This is a genomic window from Rudanella lutea DSM 19387 (genome assembly GCF_000383955.1).
Classification (GTDB): Bacteria; Bacteroidota; Bacteroidia; order Cytophagales; family Spirosomataceae; genus Rudanella; species Rudanella lutea.
Map to the genome: position 1 here is coordinate 6,152,196 of NZ_KB913013.1, position 16,200 is coordinate 6,168,395.

Here is a 16,200-nt window from a genome sequence, read left to right on the forward strand (position 1 = left end):
TCGATGTGTATTTTTTATTGAAGACGTATCGTATTTGGGTTATCTTGTTGCCGTTACTAGCGCATGTATCTCTGGCGCAGCGAGTAACCATAAGGGGTTACGTAACCGATCGAACATCCGGCGAAGCGCTCATGAGCGCAACCGTGTTCGACACCCAGAAACAGACAGGAGTTACGACCAACCCGTACGGGTATTTCTCCCTGCCGCTCTCCCAACCAACTCGTCTTCGATTCTCTTATGTGGGATACGAGCCGCTCGAGGTTGATGTTTCAGCAACTTCAGACACCATAATGCAGATTCGATTATGGCCTGCTACCCACGAAATAGCGCCCGTCTCCGTGTCCGCAACGGGGGCAAACACGGCAAACGACCACCCCATTGGCCTGGTTGCAATACCTATTAGCCAGTTGAAAGCAGTGCCAGCCTTGCTGGGTGAAACCGACCTGATAAAGGCGTTGGCATTGACACCGGGTGTGACGGTGGGTAGCGAAGGCACCACGGGGTTGCAGGTCAGGGGAGGTAGCCCGGATCAGAATTTAATAATCCTCGACGATGCCACGGTCTATAATGTGTCCCATCTGTTTGGCTTTGTTTCCACCTTTAATCCCGACGCTATTCGTAAAGTCGATTTGTACAAGGCGGGTTTTCCGGCTCACTTCGGTGGACGTTTGTCGTCAATCATTGACCTGAGTATGAAGGAGGGGAATAATCAACGACACCGGGGGGATGCGAGTATTGGGTTGGTCAGCTCCCGTCTGTTGTTGGAGGGACCGCTATCCAACGCGTTGAAGGGCCGTTCTTCTTACTTTGTGTCGGCCCGTAGTTCATATTTCACCCTCTTCCTGCTCCCGACCCTGCTTGCTGCTCGAAGCTCGCCGAACGGTCAGTACGTAAACTACTGGCTTTATGATGTGAACGCCAAAGCCAATCACCAATTTCGGGACGGCAGTCGACTTTTCGTTAGCCTTTATAACGGCCATGATGCGTGGGTTGCCCAGGAAGGGTCAAAAACAAACCGATCAGCTTTTAACCTGAACTGGGGTAACACGACCACCTCCATTCGCTACACCCGCTCTCTGTTAAAACGTCTTTTTCTACGATCAACGCTTACCTTTTCCCGGTACCAGTATACCCTAAGTACCCGGGACCGTAGCAAACCGGGTAAGGATTGGATCACCACCCAGCAGATAGCGGTTACTTCATCCATTCGGGATGTAACGGCAAAAACGGTTCTGGAGTGGAACCCATTACCTGGCCACAACGTGCAGGCTGGCGTTGAAGCGATCCGCCACCGCTTTCAGCCGACCCGGTTAGTGACGACCTATGAAATCAATCCTGATACGTTGAACCGAATTAACCAGGCCGTAGCTGCTTCGGAGGTAGCCGGTTTCCTCGAAGATGATGTATCGTTGACCCGCTGGCTCCGGGCGAACGTGGGTGTCCGGGCCGTGAGCTACCGGGTTGATCGTCAAACGTACTCGTATATGGAACCACGTCTGACGTTAAATGTGGCTGCGGGTGAGCGGTTATCGGTTAAGTTTGCTTACTCCAAAATGCACCAATTTGTGCATTTGCTTTCGAGCAACAGTATTGGACTGCCCAATGACGTATGGGTGCCTGCTACGGGTGAAACTCCACCACAGGCCTCTGACCAGATGGCTGTTGGCTTGACGTACTTACCCGCCAACCGTTCCCTTAGCGTCACCCTGGAGGCCTATCACAAACGCTCAACCGGCCTGATTGACTATCAAACGGGATCTAATTTTTTAAGCAACTTCAATCGCCGGTGGGAAAATACGGTTGAGCGCAATGGAGAGGGAGATAGCCGTGGTATTGAAGTGATGGTTCTAAAAACGCAGGGGCGACTGACGGGATGGACGGGCTACACGCTGGCCCACCACCGGCGTCGTTTTGCAACCATTGATCAAAACCGCTGGTACGATGCTACGTATGACCGGCGGCACGTTTTTTCGGCAACGGGCCAATACCAGTTCAATGACCGTATTCGGGCTTCGGCAACCTGGGTTTATCAATCGGGGCAGCCCACCACAGTGCCCATTGCGATGCAGGAAAACCTGGGTCAGGAGGCAACGGCGTATCCGTTGTTTGTCTACGGAGATCGCAACAACTTTCGCATGCCCGCGTACCATCGTCTGGATGTAGGGGTAACGATTGGGCATAAAACGCGTCGACGAATGCGCAACGCTCACTGGTCCTTTGGCTTATACAATGCGTACAACCGATCCAACCCGTTTTATCTCGATTTTAGTAGAAAACTCGTTTGGGGTGCTGATGGGAAAGCTACGGGTTTTGATTATAAAGTGGTCCGGAAAGCGGTTTTCCCGGTTCTTCCCTATGCAAGTTAATCCCTCGAATTGAACTGATGAAGTCGCTGATCCTTGTACTAAGCGCGCTGGCTCCGATTGTATTCGGCATCCTTTCCGGGTGTACGAAGGAGTTAGGGTTCGATCTGCCCTATGATGGGGATAAACTGGTTCTGTATGGGGTGTTGTCGCCAGATAGCGTAGTGTCGCTACGGGTGAGCCGAACCTACCCCCCGACGGGTCGTTACAACTACGGACGGTGGGTCACCAACGCCAGGGTGCAGTTATACGAGGACAGTTTACTCGTTGAAGAACTGTCCCACCTGGCCAATGGCCGATACGTGTCGCCTTCCAACTTTACCCCCCAACCTGGCCGCTCGTATTATTTCACGGTATCCAGTAGCGGTATGCCTGATAGTTACAGTCTTCCCGAGCAGGTGCCCGAGCGAATTAAGATTGGGCAGTATGCGTTTGCCGAACCCATAGAGGCTCAAGTAAACGCGGGAGTGACTGCCCGCAAACTGGATTGTCGATTTACCGATAGCCCAGCCACGACGGACTACTATGCCGTTAGGTTGTCTGGTTACAGTAGGGGCTTTTTTGTGGCGATCAATTCGTTTGGTCTTGATCGGCCGGATGAATATGGGGATGGCTGCGGGTTCCGCAGCGCAGGTCAATTAAATGAATATAATCTATCGGACGTCTGCTTTAGCGGCCAGCCAACAACCGTCCGGGTAGGGGTAGAATTAGAAGGTCCCGTGCAACCGGGGGGATTGAGAGGCAAATTGGATCAGTTACGCGTAAGCTTAATCCGCGCGAATCGGGGGTACTTTGAGTATAACCGTACATTCAATGCAAATGAAGGGTTTCTTCAGGCTTTTCAGCCGCCCCAGGTACGCTACTCCAATGTGAAAGGTGGATACGGCATCATTTTGTCTTACAGTAGCGATACCGTCACGATTCGAATAGAGTAGCGTACGAAAGAGACGTAATGCTTTTTGGTATAAAAGCGAAAGCCGCAGCTAGTCGAGTAATTAATTCTAAAGAGCAAAATATAAAAAGGAACTAAAAGTAACTAGCAGAAAAACCCATGTATAAAACTCTACTTATGGGGAATAATGAACACAGCGTTGAACTTTTGGATGAATATAGCATGATAAAAAGAGTTAGCCGATTAGGCTCAAGCCAGACCGGATTCAAACGAAACATTTATGATGCCGGTAATTTGACAGGGAGCATTAGGCCGTAAAGTGTGTCAAGTTAGCAAAGTGTAACCTGACACACTTTACGAATAAAGTCCCTCTACACATAGAAACACTCCGACTTCAAGCAACTCCGCTTTTAAGCGTCTCTATAACGACTCGACAAAACGTTGTCGCAAGGATTGCCGGCTCATAGCAAACGGCCAGGAATGGTATTTATCACATTAACGAAGTGCGCTGAACTTTCGAATCTCGGTGTTTAGCTCTTTGAGACCCAGCTGGAGACCTCGTTTGGCGCCTTCCTCAAACTGGGCCAAAATCTCTTTGGCTTCAATCCGGTTCGGATCGCCCAGATTGTCGTTTACAAATTTGTCTCGAAGGCTCACTAACCCACCGCCCATGGCCATGGCCAGTAACGGGTTGACGTCGAAAAACGGAATGGGGGGATTGGCTTCCTGCTTGCGTGTGTTCTGCCACGGGTCAATATGCGGAATGAGGTCGGGCAAAATGGGCTGAATAATATCAATCAAGAGTTGCAACCGGCGGCACTGACTCGCTTTATTCCCCAGTACATCGGTTGCGTGTGTACCAATGCTGTACAGCAGCGACGGGCTGATTCGCTCGAACCGCAGAGCGGGGTTGTCCATGGTTGCTTCCATCACCCGGTGCTCAAACAACAATTGCCAGATCAGCCGCGACCGAAAGCAGCTGTGATTGCCGGGGCGTGAAAGCCAAACGGCTGTGTTGATGTAGTAGTGCTTGATTTGCGCTAAATGTTGCTGCCCGGTGGCCGAAGCCAGAAAGCCGCGCCCTTTGACGTTGGTGTCCGGTTCGGAGGCTTCACCAATGAGGTTCACGTTTACATAATGGTGCCAGGTTGAGTCGGTTACCACCCGGCCGATGTTAGCCCGGTGGCCATCGTAAGCACATATAGCTCCGAACGTTTGGGCTTGGGTAGCCTGCTTGGTGCTGGCCGTACTACCGGCAAGGACGGTAGAGTAGGCGATGATTTCGGGCCCTATGCCCATCGGAAACTCTGGAGTGCCGTCTTTCTCGTAATTGCCGCTCAGGTCAGTTGGCTCAACGCATTGGCCTTCGTGCGGGTGGTCGGGCAGTACCCGGATGCGCCCCAGCGGACTGCACAGGATAGGGTGGGGGTAAGTTTCACGCAGAAAACCACCCAATGCGCTGGAGTACAACCGGGGCTGAATTTCCTGCGGAATATCGTCCGACTGATCGTCGAACTGTGACCCCGCATCGTGGCCAATGCGGTTGGTATCGTTTCGGTTGGGGTCCTGCATACCCACGTTGCCGGCTGCGTTGGTCCAAAGCCGCATTTTTCGGACCCGGGGTACCGACCCGCATAAGGCCCGGCCCAGCTCACCGTGGTCGCCGGTGGCAAACACCCCTCCGCCTTTGTTCATAAACGCGCTCAGGATGACCAATTCAGCGTCGGAAAGCCCCTGTACCGAGGAATCAATGCCGAATAGCCAGACCTGATCGTACATCGTGTCGGTAAAATGGTTTCCGTCGGTGAAGCGGAAGTTAGGAATGCTCCGGTGAACGGTTACGTTGGGGTTGCCCACATTGCTTCCCCGGTGGGCAATCGTAATCTGAAAATCGACGTACGCACGGCCGTCATTGGCCAGAATGGAAACAAACGTGGAGAGACCAAAGTCGCCCAACCCGAAGTCGAGGGTGCCGTCGGTGAGCAACAGAAGCTTTACCCGACACGGTCGGCGCCACCAGGGATACAGTTTTTCGGGCGAAACTTTGAGCAGGTCGGCCCGCAGGTTGATGGCTTCGACCAGATGGGCATTTTCGGTAAAAAAGGCTTGTGTCGACATGGACGTAGGGTGGTTTAAAGGTGATTTGCCGGTTAGTCGCAAAGCCGGACAAATGCGCAAACAACCCAGGTCGAGTTGAGACCAAATAATCCTGATAGTTGCTTTTTCAGGATTGCTTTTGTGGGGCAATCAAACAAAAAAGGGCTCCACCAAATGGCAAAGCCCTTTCCCTCATAATCTATTTGCCTACTTTAACATGAGTTACTCTCCCCCTTACTTTTCCTCCAGCAGCTGCCAGCACTGGAATAGCGCGCGGGGAATGTGGTAGCATCCTTTCCATTTGCCGCCTTTGAGGGGCAGTAACACCTCGCCCCGCCGGTTCAGGTAACCAAACCATTCGCCGTGCTCCGGGTCGGGGAAGTGGGCCCAGGTGTAATCGTGTACCCGCTCAAACCACGTCAGACAGTCGGTATTGCCCGTTAGCCGATAGCCTTTGAGGAGGCTGATAAGTGTTTCGACGTGCACCCACCAGAGTTTCTGATCCCATTCGAGCTGCTGGGGAGGGTAGCCCTTCGCGTCCATGAAATACAGAATCCCACCGAATTCGGTATCCCAGGCGTATTGGAGGGTGTCGAGGGTGATTTTGACGGCCCGCTCCATCAGGCCCCGGTCGTTGCGCCGATGGGCCAGGTCCATGATAAACCACATGGCCTCAATGGCGTGGCCGGGGTTGAGCAACCGCCCCTCAAACGAGTCGGACACCTGCCCGTCGGGCGAAACGTTTTCACGAATCAGGCCCAGCGTTGGGTCGTAGAAGACGTCCATCACCTCGTGGATGCACTCGTCAATGGTTTGCTCCACCAGCGATTGGTCGAGCAGGTGCTCAATTTCGAGGGCCAGATTGCACAGAATCATGGGCAGGGCAAAGTTCTTCAGCGGGCGCGTGCCATCGACGGCCTTGCTCCATTGGCCTTTGGGGTTGTCGCGCCGGGCCAGAATCTGCCGGAAGGTGCGCTCGGCGAGCTGGGCCTGTTGGTCGTTGCCGGTAGCAAGCGAAAGTTGACCGAACGCCATAGTGGCGAAGCAATCTGAGAAAATATTGTACGGTTGCACGAGCGGGCGGCCATCCTGCGTCAGTGAAAAGTACCAGGGAGCCTCCATGGGCCCGTTGCTTTTCGCCTGGCCAAATCGCTGGAGAAAATCGGCTCCGTGCTGTGCGGTGGCCAGCCAGCTTTCGCGTTGGTCGGCCGGGAAGTGGGGGAGCCGGTTGTACAACATGGCAAAGGTCCAGACCTGCCGGGCTTGTAACCAGATAAACTTGTCGGTGTCGAACACGCTGCCATCCCGGTTGAGGCAGGTAAAAAATCCGCCATGCGCCCGGTCGATGGAGTGGGTTTGCCAGAACGGTAGCACATCGTTCAGCAGCACATCGCGGTAGAGTGGGGCGTACGAAGAAAGATCGGTTGTCATGGAATTACTGCGACAGCCAGTTATAGGGAAAATGGGCGTAGGTGATGAGGGTGTAGTTATCGCGTTCGTATAAAACCCCAATCTGCCCGTCGGCCTGTACGACTAAATCCGAGTAAGCCGCCGAGCCACTGTACACCTCCCGGCCCCGCGACCAGCTTTTGCCGTCGTCGGTGCTGTAGCGCACGGTTAGTTTCTCGCGCTTGGTTTGGCTGTTGGCATTGCTAAAGAGCAGTACCGAACGGCCCTCGGCGGTTTGGTAATTAACCATCGAACCCTGACAAACGGGGTCGGGCAGGTCATTCGAAACCACCACCGGGTTCCAGGCCGCGCCCGCCGTGGGCGACCAGGCCATGAGCCGACTCTTCACATCGCCCGATTGGTTCCGAATATTCATCAGCACGCCACCGTCCGATATTTCAGCGGCCGTACTCTCGTTGCCACCCGCGTAGTCGACATCGGGCGAGAGTTTCCAGGTTTGGCCGTGGTCGTCGGAGTAAAACGCATGAGCCCGGTAATCTCGGAAGGCGCTTTGTGGTGCCCCGGCCGAGTGGTTGGCGGCCACAAACAGGCGGCCCCGATAGCGACCTTTGGCCAGTTGCAGCGCATGGCCGGGCGTGTTGGCATATGAACGCCAGTCTTCGGCAAACGCATAAGCCGGGTTTACGGCCGGTTTGTTCGGGCGGTTTACCTGTGTGGTGATGTTTACCGGCTCCGACCAGGTTTTACCACCGTCGGTGCTCGTTTTGTACCAGACCTCCCGAATCGCTTTCCCATTCCGCACGTCCGACTCCGACGCCACGCCCGTGTTGTACACCAGAAACAGCCGACCGGCCGGGTAGCGCGGGTCGGTTAGGTCGAACACGGGGGCGGGGTTGCCGGCCTGTGCGGTGCCAAAGTCGGCCACGAGGGATTGCGGACCCCAGGTTTTGCCGTTGTCTCGGCTGATGCGCAAGACAATGTCCACATCGCCAAAGTCGCCACAATCGTTGCGACGGCCTTCGGCAAAGGCCAGCAGAGCGCCATCGGGGGCTTTCACAACGGCCGGAATCCGGTAACAACCGTAGCCTTCGTCGCCATTGCGAAAAACAGCCACTTCGTCGGGAAGGGCCGAAACCGTTGAAACCGGGAGGATTGTTTGACCCACCGCAGCCGGTTGCGGAGGGCGGCAGTTAATTAGTAGGAGTGAGGAGAACAGCAGGGGACGCAGCATAGCAAAGATCAGAACAGGCGTTGGAAATGATTTTCGAAGTGATTGCGCATGGCGTTGCGGAAGGTTTCGGCCGTGCCGTGTTGCAGCACATCCACGAGCCCCCGGTGCGAAACAAACTTTTTGTGCTGCACCTGTTTTTTAAGGAGCCCGCTCTTTTGCACGTACTCGAAGGCGGGTAGGAGCATCTGCTGAAACCGCTTGAGGGTTCGGTTACCCGTAATCTCGTACAGCTTGCCGTGGAACAGAATCTCCTGCTCGGCGTTGAACAGGGTTTCTTCGGTATTGGTGGGCTCGTTGGCCACAATGGCATACAGCTCGTCGATGTCGCGCTGGGTGATGCGCTCAAACAGCAGGTCGCCCATGCCGATTTCGAGTACCATGCGTAGCTCGAAAATATCGCGCAGGGTTTCGTCGTCCAGAATACCGGGGTACATCGTTTTTTCGAGTAACGACAGCAGGTCGGGGTTGGTAATTACGGTACCCCGCTTCTTTTTGGTATCGACCATGCCCCGCATCCGCAGCCGTTGCAGGGCCTCCCGCACGACCGTCCGGCTCACGCCCAGCTGGGTGGCTAACTCAACCTCTTTCGGAATCACATCGCCGGTTTTGTACTGCTTATCCTGAAAAAAGTCGAGCAGGTCGGTCTCTGCTTTATCCACCAGCGAGGTCTGTTCGCCCAGCCGCAGGTCGTCATTCATTGTTGCGTAATCCATATTATGTATTACTTGATTCGTGGCAAAAGTAGGTTGAATGCGTAAAATTCAAAAACAACATCCAAAAATAAAATTTTTAGAACTACTTGGAAGTATTAAATCATACATAATACCTTTGTCAGGTAATACATAATCAATTGGCACGAATGTTTATGGACACAATCTTTACCAGACGAGCGCACTTGGGGCGTTATGTCATACTTATTATAGCCTTGTTGGGAAGTTTCCTGGCAGGGGCTCAGGTTCGGCAAGTGGAGGGGCTCGTGAAAGATGCCCGCCTGTCGGAGCCGCTGCCGGGTGTCAACGTGACGGTAAAAGGCACCGCGCGGGGTACCGTAACTGGTGCCGAAGGCCGCTTTACCATCAGTGCCGGTCCAACCGACGTGCTGGTGTTTTCGATGATCGGCATGACCACGCAGGAGGTGGCCGTGGGCAATCAAACCACGCTCACTGTTCTGATGGCCGAAAGCAGCAAGAGCCTCGACGAAGTGGTAGTAGTCGGGTACGGGCAGCAAAGCCGCCGGACACTCACGGGCTCGGTTGCTACCGTCGACCCGGCCGTGTTTAAGTCTGTACCCCGTACCAACGTGGCTACGGCGTTGCAGGGTGCGGTTCCGGGCTTGCGGGTTCAGCAAACGACTGGGCAACCCGGCTCAACGCCCGCTATCTCGTTTCGGGGGGGCACCGACTTCAACGGGGCGGGTTCGCCCTTGTTTGTGGTCGATGGGGTGATTGTCCCGTCGTTGTTTGGTATCAACATGGAAGACGTGGAGTCGATGGATTTGCTCAAAGATGCTGCCTCAACGGCCATCTATGGGGCGCGGGCTTCCAACGGCGTGGTGCTGGTTTCGACCCGCAAAGGCAAGAAAGGCCGCACGCAGGTAACGTATAGCTACAAACGTGCCACGAACTACATCCGGCGCAACCCGCTCGAATACATGAGCGCGGAGGATTACATCCGCTGGAACCGGCGCGGTTTGGGGGCTCGCTTCGAAGCCGCTCGTGCCGACAACAACACGGCCGAGATGAACAACGCCCGCAACCAATTGGCCGGGGCCTGGGGCTGGGGTACCAACTCGGGCTGGACGGCCCCCGACGGGCGCTACTCGACCCAACAGGTGACCAACGCCAACCGGGGTCTGCTGAGCAATCCGCTCTACAAGCTGCTGGTGGACAAAAACCCGTTCAACCCGGCGCAGATGGATAGTCTGATTTACCGCTCGGTGAGTCAGCGGGAGCTGGAAGACATGATTTTGCAGCAAAGCAACCTGAACGAACACTACCTGAACGTTTCGGGCGGTAACGACATGGGCAATTTTGCCCTGGGTGTCGGGAGCCTGTCGGACGTGGGGATGCTCATCGGGTCGGGTTTCAAACGCCTGAATATGAACTTCAACGGGGGGCTCAACGTCGGTAAAAACCTGACGGTATCGCTCAACCTGGCGGGTTACAGCACCCAATCGACGCCCTCGTATCTGACGGCCGATGCGGGCGGTGGTCTGGCTGGCGGAGTAGTGCAACGCTTTACGGGCATTGCCCCAACGGCCCGCTTCACCCACGACCTCACGGGCGCGATTCTGCCCGGCGTGGACGGTAGCACCTTGGGCAACCCGCTTTACCTGCGCGACAAATTCATCAACAACACCGCCGAGCAACGCTACAGCGGGGGCCTTAATCTGGAATACCGGATTTTGCCGGGCCTGAAACTGCTTGGGTCGGCGTCGGGCTTTTATCGCTACACCGGCAACGACAGCTTCACGAAAGCCTACATTTCCGGTACGGGCGGGGCACTCATCAACAGCCGCAATGCGTCGTTCAGCAATGTGCGCACGAGTCAGTACCAGTACAACGGGTTTTTGCAGTATGATAAAACACTGGATAAACACACTGTGTCGGTGCTGGGCGGGGCTGAATTCTACGAATTCCGGCAGTACGAATATGGCGCATCGGCGAGCTTAGCCGCTACCGATTTTATTCCCTGGCTGTCGGCTTCAACCAATGCCGTCGGGATTCCGTTTTCAGCCTTCTCGGGCTGGCAACGGCTGGCGTCGGGCATCGGTCGGGTCAATTACAACTACGACAACCGCTACCTGCTGACCCTCAACGCCCGCTACGACGGTACTTCCAAACTGACCAACAACCGGTACGGTTTCTTCCCCGGTCTGTCGCTCGGCTGGAACCTGCACTTCGAAGATTTCTTCGCCAAGTCGGGCCTGAACCGGTACGTATCGACTGTGAAACCCCGCATCAGCTGGGGCGAAAACGGCAGCATCACCCCCCTGGGCGATTATGCCACCATTCCGCAGTACGGCAGCGTGGGTATTTATAACGGGCAGCCGGGCTTTGCCGCGGGCAGCATCGCCAACACCAACCTGCGCTGGGAGCGGGCCAACACGCTCAACTTTGGTCTGGACCTTGGCTTGTTGAACAACCGGGTGACCATCCTGACCGACTATTTTATCCGAAATGTGTACGACAAGCTGAGCACCCTGCCCATTCCGTCGTGGACGGGCTACAGTGCCTACCTGACCAACAACGGGCAGTTGCAGAACCGGGGTATCGAGCTGGAAGTACGGGCGAATATCCTGAAGCCCGAACAGGCCGGTGGCTTGTCGTGGACGGTAGGGGCCAACCTCTTCCATGTGAAAAACTACGCCGTAAAACTCCCGAACAACGGGCTGGAACGGAACCGCCAAAGTGCTATTCAGGCGTTCGATCCCGCAACGGGCAAGCTGGCCTGGGTCGCTGGTTTGCAGGAGGGCAAGCGCATCGGACTCGACGAGGTGTGGGCACCGGCTTACGACGGTATCTATACCACGCAGGCTGAAATTGACGCCCGCGCTAACTTGGTGAACACGTATCTGCCCTACACCAACAAACGGATTAAGTTGCTGGGCGATGCCCGCTGGCGCGACATTGACCGCAACGATACCCTCGACTACCGCGACTTTGTGTTTGTGGGCCGCACCACACCGACCATTCAGGGCGGGTTCTCGTCAACGGTGCAGTGGAAAGGGTTCACCCTGTTCGGGCAGTTCGATTACTCGCTCGGTTTTGTCATTGTCAATCAGATGTATCTGCGCGGTATGTCGCAGGTGCAGGGCTCGCAAAACGGTCCGGTGGATGTTACCCAAACCTGGTCGCCCGATACGCCAAACGGTACCTTGCCCCGCTACTACTGGGCCAACTACGGCCGTAACTACTTCCTCGACGCCGGGGGCGGCACGACGGCACCGGCCAACTTCTGGCAGAAAGGCAACTACCTGGCTATGCGCGAGCTGACTCTCAGCTACGATATGGCACCTGCCCTGATGACCCGGCTCACCCGTGATCGAGTGAAGAGCTTGCGTGTGTTCCTGACCGGCTCGAATCTGGCGTATTTCACCCGCTACAACGGAACATTCCCCGAAACGGGCGGCAACGATGTCGGCCGGTTCCCGCTGCCGCGCGTCGTGACCATGGGTGCTACGTTGTCTCTTTAACTACTAATCTACCTCACCCCTGCCCCTCTCCTTCGCAAGGAGAGGGGTAACTTACCAGCCCTTCCCTGACCAATTAGGGTGTACCTATAATACCGGATGGTCGTTGACTCCACCCCTCTCCTTGTGAAGGAGAGGGGCAGGGGTGAGGTAGCTAAACCAAGACATTATGAAACTTCGTAATCTATTTATAATTACCGGGTTATGTTTTTCTTCGAGCTTGTTCTCCTGCCAAAATCAGCTGGAAGAAGTGGTGCCGCAAACGTCGCTGAACCAGCAATTGGCCCTGTCGGACCCCAACGCAGCCACGACCCTTTACACGGGCGTGTATGCTTCGCTCCGAAACTACCACGGCACGCTCGTCAACCTCGGCGAGATGCGCTCAGACCTGTGGGCCGACGGCCTCTTTACCGAATCGGAAGACACGGGCCTGAAGCAGTACTGGTCGCATAACATCAGCGCGACCAACGTACCGGCGGCCAACTGGGGCGGGTTTTACAACCTCATCGACCGGATCAACACGGTCATCAAACTGTTTCCGCAGGCCCCACTGACCGAGGCTCAGCGCAAGTCGGCCCTGGCCGAAATGCACGGGCTCCGGGCGTTCGTGTACTTCACGCTGCTCCGCACCTGGGGTGGGGTGCCCATCACAACCGAACCGGTTTCATCAGTCGATAACCTCACCGACCTGTATCGGGAGCGGGCCAAAGCCGAAGACGTGATGAAGCTCATCAAGAGCGACCTCGAACAATCGCTGACCCTGTTTGGTGGCAGCAACACCTTTACCACCAAGCGGGTGTACTGGAACCGGGCCGCTACGCTGACGCTCAAAGGCGACGTTTTTCTGTGGTCGGGGACGCTCATGGGCGGGGGCTCGGCCGATTTTGCTGTGGCCAAAGCGGCTTTAGAAGAGGTAAAAGCCATCCCGGCGCTGGGGTTACAGGCCACCTATGCCGACATTTTCGACGCGACCAAAGAGGTGAACAACCGCGAAATCATTTTCGCCCTGAGCTTCGAGAAGAACGAGGCTACCCAGTCGGCCTACGGCAGTTTTCTGGTGAATACCACCCAGGCGGGTACGCTCGTGTTTGATCCGCAACCGGGCCCGGCCGTACCGGTGAGTACGGCGTTTCCGCTCGTGGCCGGGGCCAGTCGGGTGGGTTTGTCGCAAGCCATGATTACCCGGCTCACGGCCAATACCGCCGACCGTCGGCCGCGGGCTACGTTCCGCACCATGCACCGGACCACTGCCGGAAACCCGGTGGCCGGAGTGATGCTGACCAAGTTTATTGGTCGGGTAGATGCCGGTGTGCAATTGTACGATAACGATTTCCCCATTTACCGCTACGCCGACGTGCTGCTGATGCTGGCTGAAGCCAATACCAAGCTGGGCAACGACCCCTCGGCCGACATTATGGCCGTTCGGACGCGGGCGTACGGTGCTGCGGCCCCGGCCTTTACCAACGGAAGTCAGCAAGCAAACATGGAGGCTATTTTGGACGAAAACCTGCGTGAATTTATTGGTGAAGGTAAGCGGTGGTTTGCTCTCCGTCGGGCGGGCGACGCCTACGTGTTCCGGGCCGTCAATCCGCAGTATCTGCCGCAGAATCAGGCCCATAAACTGGTGTTGCCCATCTCGGTCGGTATGCTCAACGCCGACCCCAAGCTGACCCAAACACCGGGGTATTAAGCAACCCGGACCCTGTCAGTGGTCGTAGACCCTGACAGTGGTCCATCGTGCTGGTGTTGCTAACCAAATCGCAGGCACCTTAGACCCTGACAGTGGGAGGGTAATCTAAACCCCTGTCAGGGTCTACGACCACTGACAGGGGTTTAGATTACCCGGACCTTTTCACCAAACCATTCACCATTTCCCTAAAAAAATCATAGGTTGGGATTAGAAGTGTCCCCGGCAGTTGAACGGGGGCACCCTTTACCACATTCGATATGTCACAAATCCATAAAATTGAAGGGCTCGTCGCGGCTCCGTTTACCCCCATGCACCCCGACGGGTCACTTAATCTGAACCTGATTCCGGCTTATGCCCAATTTCTGGTGCAGAACGGGGTGAAAGGAGCCTTTATCGGCGGGTCGACAGGGGAGGGGGTTTCGCTCTCCTTTGCCGAAAAAACGGAGCTTCTGCGGGCCTGGGGGCAGGTCGACGCCCCGGCGCTGCAAAAAATCATGCTCGTGGGCGGCACCTCGCTGGCCGAAAGCTGCGAGCTCGCCAAACTGGCCGCCGAGTACCAATACGACGCTGTGGCCGTGTTGGCTCCGTTTTATTTCAAACCCACAAGCGCGGCCGTGCTGGCCGATTTCTGCGTCGCCGTGGGCGAGGCAGCACCTGAGGTTGGCGTGTATTTTTACCATATTCCGGCGCTCACGGGCGTTTCGGTGTCGATGCTGGCGTTTCTGGAAGCCATCGACGGGCGACTGCCCAATTTCCGGGGCATCAAATACACCCACAACGACCTGATGGAGTACCGGCAGTGTCTGCTGTTTGCCGACCGGAAGTACGATCTGCTGTGGGGTTGGGACGAAATTTTTCTGGCCGCTATGGCCATGGGCGCCCGTGGGGCTGTGGGTAGCACGTTCAACTACGCTGCCCCGGTTTACCACGAGCTGATCCGGGCGTTCGACGCGGGCGATCTGGACCGGGCGCGGGCCATGCAGGATCAGTCCATTGCGATTGTCCGGCTGCTGGGCAAATACGGCGGCATTGCCACTGGCAAAGCGTACATGCGGGCCGTGGGTCTGGACTGCGGGGCGTTTCGGCAACCGGTGCAGAACATGTCGGCCGAGCGCTACACCGAGTTTTTAGAGGATCTCGAACGTATTCAATTCAACCGCTATGCTTCGCGTTCGGCTCTTATGGAGGGCGCGGTTAGCCGGTAAGGCGGGCCTTTTGGCCCTGCTGCTACCTGCTTTGGCGCTGTCGCAACCCCGCCTGAATTTGACCACCCTGCCCGATCTTCCTCCCGTTTCGGGTAAACCCAATCCGGGGGTGGCGGGTGGGTTTGCGGGCCTGAGTGGTGGCATGTTGCTGCTGGGGGGCGGGGCCAATTTCCCGGATGGTTACCCCTGGGAAGGCGGGCAAAAGGTTTGGCACCGAACCATTTACGCTTTGCCGTTGAACGCCAATTCTGGACAATGGCAGGTCGTGGGCGAACTGGGCCACGCGCTCGGCTACGGAGCCTCGGTAACCTGGCGCGACCGGTTCATCACGCTCGGAGGCAACGATGCCGAACGGCGCTATGCCGAGGTAGTAGCCTACCGCTGGGACGCCCAGAACCGCAAACTACTGGTCGACACCCTGCCCGCGTTGCCCCGGCCATTGGCTAATGAATCGGCTGCTTGTCTGGGCAATCAGTTGTACGTGTTTGGCGGGGAGTCGGAGCGTGGGGCCGAACGGGCTTTGTATGTCCTGAATCTGCTGCGGCCCGAAACCGGCTGGAAACCCCTGGCCGATTTGCCCGGTCCGGCACGGGCCTACACCGTTCTGGTGGCGGCCAAAGGTCGACTGTTCGTGGCCGGAGGTCGCTATACCGTTAACGGCCAAACGCAGGTTTTGGCCGATGCCTACGCCTACGCACCGGGCCTAAACCGTTGGGAGCGACTGCCCGACCTGCCAACACCCCTGTCGGCCCATTCGGCCGTTGCTGGTTCCGATGGGTTGGTGCTGGTGATCGGGGGCGATACGGGCGAGCGGCTGAGCCAAATCGAACGGGTGAACAATCAGATAGCCCAATCGGCACCTGGCCTTGTCCGCGATAGTTTGACCCTCCGCCGAAACGTCCTGCAACGCGACCATCCCGGTTTTTCGAAAACGATTTGGGCATATGGCCCAAAAACCCGACGGTGGACACGTTGGCAAGACCTGCCGTTTGCGGTGCCTGTTACCACTACGCCCGTCGCAGTTTCGGGCGGTTTTGTGTTGCCAAGTGGCGAAGTATCGCCGGGTGTTCGAACGCCGACGTCTCGGTTTATTTCCTTCCGAAAAGAGGGCTGATAGATG

10 protein-coding genes are annotated in these 16,200 nt (G+C 56.3%); 6 read left to right on the plus strand and 4 right to left on the minus strand.

From position 1 onward, the window contains the following. Positions 1-5: 5 nt before the first annotated feature. Both RUDLU_RS0125170 and RUDLU_RS0125175 read left to right on the plus strand, forming a co-directional pair. Positions 6-2,366 (plus strand): TonB-dependent receptor, encoded by a 2,361-nt coding sequence (locus RUDLU_RS0125170; protein WP_281168791.1) that lies wholly within the window; start codon positions 6-8, stop codon positions 2,364-2,366. A gap of 17 nt (positions 2,367-2,383) precedes the next feature. Next, positions 2,384-3,298 (plus strand): DUF4249 domain-containing protein, encoded by a 915-nt coding sequence (locus RUDLU_RS0125175; RefSeq protein WP_019991224.1) that lies wholly within the window; start codon positions 2,384-2,386, stop codon positions 3,296-3,298. Positions 3,299-3,750: 452 nt separating this feature from the next. On the opposite strand, the gene RUDLU_RS0125180 is transcribed toward RUDLU_RS0125175, so the two are convergent. From RUDLU_RS0125180 to RUDLU_RS0125195, 4 genes are all read right to left on the minus strand, one after another. Next, positions 3,751-5,373: a hypothetical protein gene (locus RUDLU_RS0125180; RefSeq protein WP_019991225.1), complete on the minus strand. Its 1,623-nt coding sequence runs from the start codon at positions 5,371-5,373 to the stop codon at positions 3,751-3,753. Positions 5,374-5,586: 213 nt separating this feature from the next. Next, positions 5,587-6,783, minus strand: a complete 1,197-nt coding sequence (locus RUDLU_RS0125185) for a n-acyl-d-glucosamine 2-epimerase (protein ID WP_019991226.1) — start codon at positions 6,781-6,783, stop codon at positions 5,587-5,589. Between the two features lie 4 nt (positions 6,784-6,787). Then, complete coding sequence (locus RUDLU_RS28265; protein ID WP_019991227.1) at positions 6,788-7,993, minus strand: sialidase family protein; 1,206 nt, start codon at positions 7,991-7,993, stop codon at positions 6,788-6,790. 8 nt (positions 7,994-8,001) lie between these two features. After that, positions 8,002-8,706 carry a FadR/GntR family transcriptional regulator gene (locus RUDLU_RS0125195; protein ID WP_019991228.1) on the minus strand — a complete coding sequence of 235 codons (705 nt, stop codon included), beginning with the start codon at positions 8,704-8,706 and terminating at the stop codon, positions 8,002-8,004. A gap of 212 nt (positions 8,707-8,918) precedes the next feature. Between RUDLU_RS0125195 and RUDLU_RS0125200 the strand changes: the two genes are divergently transcribed. The 4 genes from RUDLU_RS0125200 to RUDLU_RS0125215 all read left to right on the plus strand — a co-directional run bounded on the left by RUDLU_RS0125200 (position 8,919) and on the right by RUDLU_RS0125215 (position 16,194). Continuing rightward, positions 8,919-12,188 carry a SusC/RagA family TonB-linked outer membrane protein gene (locus tag RUDLU_RS0125200; RefSeq protein ID WP_019991229.1) on the plus strand — a complete coding sequence of 1,090 codons (3,270 nt, stop codon included), beginning with the start codon at positions 8,919-8,921 and terminating at the stop codon, positions 12,186-12,188. Between the two features lie 166 nt (positions 12,189-12,354). Next, a complete protein-coding gene (locus tag RUDLU_RS0125205; protein WP_044129698.1) occupies positions 12,355-13,875 on the plus strand; it encodes a RagB/SusD family nutrient uptake outer membrane protein in 1,521 nt (506 codons plus the stop codon). A gap of 257 nt (positions 13,876-14,132) precedes the next feature. After that, on the plus strand, positions 14,133-15,080 hold the full coding sequence (locus RUDLU_RS0125210) for a dihydrodipicolinate synthase family protein (protein ID WP_019991231.1): 948 nt from the start codon (positions 14,133-14,135) through the stop codon (positions 15,078-15,080). Further along, positions 15,037-16,194, plus strand: a complete 1,158-nt coding sequence (locus tag RUDLU_RS0125215; RefSeq protein WP_019991232.1) for a Kelch repeat-containing protein — start codon at positions 15,037-15,039, stop codon at positions 16,192-16,194. The genes RUDLU_RS0125210 and RUDLU_RS0125215 overlap by 44 nt, the downstream gene beginning before the upstream one ends. The last annotated feature ends 6 nt before the right edge of the window (positions 16,195-16,200 follow it).

What these genes read in the sequence shown, in the direction of transcription:
- RUDLU_RS0125210 (WP_019991231.1), top strand. Translation starts at nt 14,133, where the DNA reads ATGTCACAAATCCATAAAATTGAAGGGCTCGTCGCGGCTCCGTTTACC.
- RUDLU_RS0125185 (WP_019991226.1), bottom strand. Translation starts at nt 6,783, where the DNA reads ATGACAACCGATCTTTCTTCGTACGCCCCACTCTACCGCGATGTGCTG.
- RUDLU_RS0125215 (WP_019991232.1), top strand. Translation starts at nt 15,037, where the DNA reads ATGCTTCGCGTTCGGCTCTTATGGAGGGCGCGGTTAGCCGGTAAGGCG.
- RUDLU_RS0125205 (WP_044129698.1), top strand. Translation starts at nt 12,355, where the DNA reads ATGAAACTTCGTAATCTATTTATAATTACCGGGTTATGTTTTTCTTCG.
- RUDLU_RS0125195 (WP_019991228.1), bottom strand. Translation starts at nt 8,706, where the DNA reads ATGGATTACGCAACAATGAATGACGACCTGCGGCTGGGCGAACAGACC.
- RUDLU_RS28265 (WP_019991227.1), bottom strand. Translation starts at nt 7,993, where the DNA reads ATGCTGCGTCCCCTGCTGTTCTCCTCACTCCTACTAATTAACTGCCGC.
- RUDLU_RS0125180 (WP_019991225.1), bottom strand. Translation starts at nt 5,373, where the DNA reads ATGTCGACACAAGCCTTTTTTACCGAAAATGCCCATCTGGTCGAAGCC.
- RUDLU_RS0125175 (WP_019991224.1), top strand. Translation starts at nt 2,384, where the DNA reads ATGAAGTCGCTGATCCTTGTACTAAGCGCGCTGGCTCCGATTGTATTC.